Raw genomic sequence first — 5,049 nt, forward strand, 5'->3', positions numbered from 1 at the left:
GGTCAAGGGGCTCGCCCCGCAGACGAGCGACGACTCCTCCAGATGTGCGTGCACCTGGACGAAGGCGCTCGCCAGGGGGCGAATGCCATAAGGCAGATAGGTGGCGATGTAGCCGATCAGCAGCGCCCAGATGGTGGCGTACAGCGGGGTCTGGACGAAGAACCACATGAACCCGACGCCGATGACGATGCCCGGGAAGGAGAACGACAGGAAGCTCAGCGACTCGAGAACTCCGGAAGCCCGGGTCTTCACTTTGACGATTACATAAGCCACGAAAATGGAGAGCACCACGCCCAGGGTGGCCCCGACCACACCGAGGAAAATACTGTTCTTCAGTGACAGCAGCGAGATCGGATCCTGCACGACCTCGATCCAGTGCTTCCAGCTCATGAGCGAAAAGGCGTGCGCGCTCGGCACCATGGAGTAGGGCACCAGCGAGGTGTAGAACAGGACCGCCACCGGCAGCACGATCAGTATCAGTGACAGCAGGGCCACCACGGTGAACAGCGGAATCTTCGCCGCCTTGAGTTCGATCACGGTCGGGCGGTATCCGCGGCCGGCGATGGTCACGTACTTTTCACTCTCCGCGGTCAGCGCGCGGTAGACAATGATGAGCGTGATGGAAGTCACCAGCACGCTCATGCCCACGGCCGCGGCCTGGCCGTAATCCGGGGCGAAGCCCGTCGCGATCATCTGATACAGATATGTCGACAGGACATTGACCCGCCCCGGCATGCCGAGGACCGAAGGCGTGGCAAAGGACGCGAGGCCGCGGACCAGGCCCAGGATGAAGGCCGCCAGGATCGCCGGCCGCAGCACCGGCAGCGTCACCCGGATCAGGGTCCGCCACGTACCCGCCCCGAAGACCCGCGAAGATTCCTCCAGCGCTACGTCGAACGAGGCCATGGCCGGCGCGATGATCAGATACGAGACCGGCATGTCGAGCAGCCCCTCCACCAGGATCATCCCCTGCAGCGAATAAATGTTGAACGGCGCACTCTCCAGACCGAGGACGTTCTTGAGCACCATGTTCATCATCCCGTTCGACGGATTGAGCAGCAGCGCCCAGCTCACCGCGAACAGCAGGTGCGGGATCATCATCGGCAGAATGGAGATGATCCGGAACAGGAACTTGAAGGGGATGTCGGTGCGGTTATTGAGATAAGCGAGGAACAAGGCCAGCCCCGTGGCCATGATCGATGAGCCCAGGACAAAAACGATCGTGTTGACGATGACCTCGTAAAAGGCCGGGTCGGTATAGGCCTCGATATATTTTTCCAGGGTGAAGCTGCCGAAGGCGGTCAGCCCTTTGGAAAAGCTCCCCATGAGGAGCATAACGACAGGGCCCAAGGTCAGAACCCCGACGATGACGACGAGGGAAAGCGTCAGTTTCGAGCGGTTCTGAACCATGGACGCACCGCGCTTCAGATGGACACCAGCAGGCAATGCGCGGGATCGAGGCTGAAGTTGACTGCGTTGCCTACCTTGAGGTCCACGTCCGGATCGATTTTGGCGAGCAGCAACTCGTCGCCAACGCGGATTTCCACCTCATACGCCTCGCCGATGAAGATCAGGGACTCGACGCGGCCGTTGACCACGTTTTTGCCGCCAGCCTCGCCTCTCGCGATCCGGATGAACTCCGGCCGGATGCAGAGCGTGGCCTCGCTGCCCGTGGGGATGTCGCGCCGCTGGCAGGCGATGATCCCGAGTCCGCAATCCACGATGGTGTGGTCGCCGTCGTGGGCCCGCACCGTCGCCTTGACCAGGTTGGCGCGGCCGATGAAATCCGCCACGAAGCGGTGGTTCGCATCGAAATAGATTTTCTTGGGGTCGCCCACCTCGATGATCCGACCTTCGCGCATGATCGCGATGGTGTCCGACAGCGCGAGCGCCTCGACCCGGTCGTGCGTCACGTAGACCGCGGTGATCTTCAGCTTGCCCAGAAAGGTTCGCAACTCCTTGCGGGTTTCCTCGCGGAGCTTGGCGTCGAGGTTGCTCAACGGTTCGTCGAACAGAATGACCTTGGGCTCGGCCACCAGCGCGCGGGCGAGAGCGACGCGCTGCTGCTGGCCGCCGGACAGTTTGGTCGCGGGGCGTTTTTCCATTCCCTCCAGATGCACGAAGCTCAGGGTTTTCGCCACCCGCTGGCGGATGACGTCCCGGGGGATGTTGCGGATCTGCAGCGGGTAGGCCACATTGTCGAAGACGTTCATATGCGGCCAGATGGCGTAAGTCTGAAACACCATGCCCAGCCCGCGCTTTTCCGTGGGGACGTTGATGTTCTTGTGCTTCGACCACACTACATCGTTGCCGATACTGATCTCGCCCGTATCCGGAGCCTCCAGGCCGACGATGCAACGCAGCAGCGTGGTCTTGCCGCAGCCGCTGGGTCCCAACAGGGTGAATATCTGGTTGGCGGGGATGATCAGATCCACGTGGTCCAGGGCCTTGATGGTCTTGCCCCCGGAAAAATAGTTTTTGCTGACGTCTTGGATTCGGATCTCCATGGTGTTTGTCCGTGAGCGCCTCTTAAGCCGGAAGGGAGATTAACCTCTGGCGTTCGCAGAGGTTAGCTGTGCAGGGAAACCGTGATTCGCCGTTGCCGTGAACCGGACAAGCTGCCGCCCGGCTGGTCGGTCCGGGTGGCAGGGCGATTGCCGTGGAACCGTATTATTTGACGTCAAAGATCGTCTTGAACTCGCTGCCCCACTTCTTGATTTCATCGTCAGACAGCTCACGGATGGAGATGACCTTGGCCTTATCCATGCCCTCAATGGGCGGAAAGACACCCGGCGCGAGAACATACTCCCCGACGTCCTTCGCCATCATGTCCATGGCCTTCTTCGAGAGCCAGTAGTCTATAAAAGCCCTCGCCGCATTGGGATGCGGGGCGGTTGAACTCACCGCGATGGCGCGCGGCGTGCCCATGAGCGGCTGTGACAAGTGGGCCCAGTCGAGTGGGGCCGGGGCCTTGGTGATGATGTATTTAGGCATGGAGATGCCGATCAGTTTTTCGCCGCTCTCGAGCGGTGCCGGGGTGGGCCCGAAGGAGGCCACGAACATGGGCTTGTTGGCGGCCAGCCCCTTCACGAACTTCATCCACTCGGCCTCGGACTTGAAGACATTTTCCTTGAGTCCGATGAGCCAGGAGATGGTCGTGGGATGGTTGGCCGGATTGGCCATGACGATCTTGTTCTTCCACTTGGGATCGGTCAGATCCTCGTAGCGCTTCGGCACGTCGGCTTTTTTCACCAGGTCCTTATTGTAGATCAGGCCCACGTACTCGATGCCGAAAAGCTGGATGCGGTCGTCCTTCCTGGTCCACTCCGGGTACCCGGCGGCGGCCGGGGAACGATACGCCGCCAACATGCCCTTCTCTTTGAGCAGCTCCAGGACCGGCAGCGGACCCTGGACGACGTCGGCCATGAACTTGCCGGCCTCGAATTCGGTGATGGCCGTGGCCACGAATTTTGTGGTCGAGATCCGGGTGTACTCCGCCTTTACCCCGGTGTCGTCGGTGAACGCCTTGATGATCGGCTCGACGGCGGTGATGTTGGCGTAGAACGCAACCTTGCCTTCGGTCCTGGCCTTGCTCAGCAGAGCATCGTCCGCGGCATGAGCGTTAGCGGCCGCGAACAGAACGATGAACATCGCGAGTAACATTTTCATGGATATCCCCCTTCTTTAGGAGCCGCCGGGCGGCGTTGGGTTAGCAAAAAAAGTGTGGCAGTCGGTATGGCCTGTGTGAATCAACGACCCACGCCGAATCCCCGAAAAAAACACCGAAAAAGACTATCACGCGCGATGGTATGTATTTTGACGTAAATCAACAATCAATATCGCTGGTTTGTGCCGTTGACGGCGACGTCGATTAATCGAGGCGCGAACTCGACCGACTGCGAAGACATCACGGTTCAGGGCTCCAGCGCGAGCTTCACCGCGAGCATCAGTGTAACGCCCACGGCGAAGGCAACGAAATGAACGATGTTGGCCCGGAGATTGGCGTGCGCCTTGACCTCGGGGATCAGGTCGGAGGCGCCGATGTAGATGAAGTTGCCGGCGGCGAACGGCACCAGGAACGACACGTCGAGGCGGAACGAAGCGAAGTAGGCGATCACGCCGCCGACCAGGAAGGTGAGCGCCGACAGCACGTTGTAGAACAGCGCCTGCCGTCGCTCCCAGCCGCCGTGTACGAGTACCCCGAAGTCGCCGAGTTCCTGCGGCACCTCGTGCGCCGCGGCGGCGAGCCAGGTGACGATGCCGAGACGGATGTCGATCACAAAGGTGCTGGCCACCGCCAGCCCGCCGAGGAAATTGTGCAGTCCGTCGCCGATCAGGATCAGGTAGGTGAGCGGCTTCTTGCAGTCGGTCTCGGCGCGGTGGCAGTGGTGCCAGTGCAGGAACTGCTCGAGCCCGAAAAATACCGCAAAGCCGGCGAGGATCAGTGTAAAGACCGTGACATCGCGCATGCCGGAAGCGAGGCTGGCGGGGAGCATGTGAAAAAACGCACCACCCAGCAGCGAGCCAGCGGCGAATGCCACCAGCGGCAGCAGAATGCGCCGGAGCGTCCGTTCGCTCAGCACCAGCGTCACGCTGCCCACCAGTGCAATGGCGCTCATGAGCAACCCGCTTCCGACGATCCACAGCAGCAACGGATCCATCTGCTTCTCCTTCTTGTGCCCGGGCTTAGAGCAATGCCTTCAAGGCCGCAACGAATCGTGCATTGTCTTCCGGCAGCGCGGTAGTGACGCGCAGATAGCCCGGCCCGAGGCGCGGATCATTGAGCGGTTTCACCAGAATGTTCTGCGCTTTCAGATGCCCGGCGAGCGCCGCGGCATCGTACGGTGCGAAATCGGCAAGGAAGAAATAGGTCTCGGTCGGATAGGTACGGACGCCGAGTTCGCGCAGCTGCGCGGCAAGCCCTTCGGTCCACAGGCGCAACTGTTTGGCACGTGCCCGGATTTCGTCCTCGTGCTGCAGGGTGGCGATGGCGGCCGCCTCGCTCGGGCGGGCGAGCGGGTAGGCATCGTTGTGCTGGTTCAGGTCATC

5 protein-coding genes are annotated in these 5,049 nt (G+C 61.1%); all 5 read right to left on the bottom strand.

Translation table 11 applies throughout. The features are described 5' to 3' along the window. On the bottom strand, positions 1 to 1,410 hold a 1,410-nt coding region (locus WB402_RS05685; protein ID WP_424205947.1), incomplete at its 3' end, for an ABC transporter permease. 14 nt (positions 1,411 to 1,424) lie between these two features. Next, positions 1,425 to 2,507, bottom strand: coding sequence for an ABC transporter ATP-binding protein (locus tag WB402_RS05690; RefSeq protein ID WP_424205949.1), 1,083 nt, complete (start codon positions 2,505 to 2,507; stop codon positions 1,425 to 1,427). 163 nt (positions 2,508 to 2,670) lie between these two features. Further along, complete coding sequence (locus WB402_RS05695; protein ID WP_424205950.1) at positions 2,671 to 3,669, bottom strand: ABC transporter substrate-binding protein; 999 nt, start codon at positions 3,667 to 3,669, stop codon at positions 2,671 to 2,673. A 245-nt stretch (positions 3,670 to 3,914) separates the two neighbouring features. Beyond that, positions 3,915 to 4,661, bottom strand: coding sequence for a ZIP family metal transporter (locus tag WB402_RS05700; RefSeq protein WP_424205951.1), 747 nt, complete (start codon positions 4,659 to 4,661; stop codon positions 3,915 to 3,917). Positions 4,662 to 4,686: 25 nt separating this feature from the next. Then, positions 4,687 to 5,049: aminotransferase class I/II-fold pyridoxal phosphate-dependent enzyme (locus WB402_RS05705; RefSeq protein ID WP_424205952.1), on the bottom strand; the 363-nt coding region annotated here is incomplete at its 5' end.

Origin of the sequence: Sulfuricaulis sp. (assembly GCF_049587675.1) — a bacterium.
GTDB lineage: Bacteria > Pseudomonadota > Gammaproteobacteria > Acidiferrobacterales > Sulfurifustaceae > Sulfuricaulis.

What these genes read in the sequence shown, in the direction of transcription:
- WB402_RS05695 (WP_424205950.1), bottom strand. Translation starts at nt 3,669, where the DNA reads ATGAAAATGTTACTCGCGATGTTCATCGTTCTGTTCGCGGCCGCTAAC.
- WB402_RS05700 (WP_424205951.1), bottom strand. Translation starts at nt 4,661, where the DNA reads ATGGATCCGTTGCTGCTGTGGATCGTCGGAAGCGGGTTGCTCATGAGC.
- WB402_RS05690 (WP_424205949.1), bottom strand. Translation starts at nt 2,507, where the DNA reads ATGGAGATCCGAATCCAAGACGTCAGCAAAAACTATTTTTCCGGGGGC.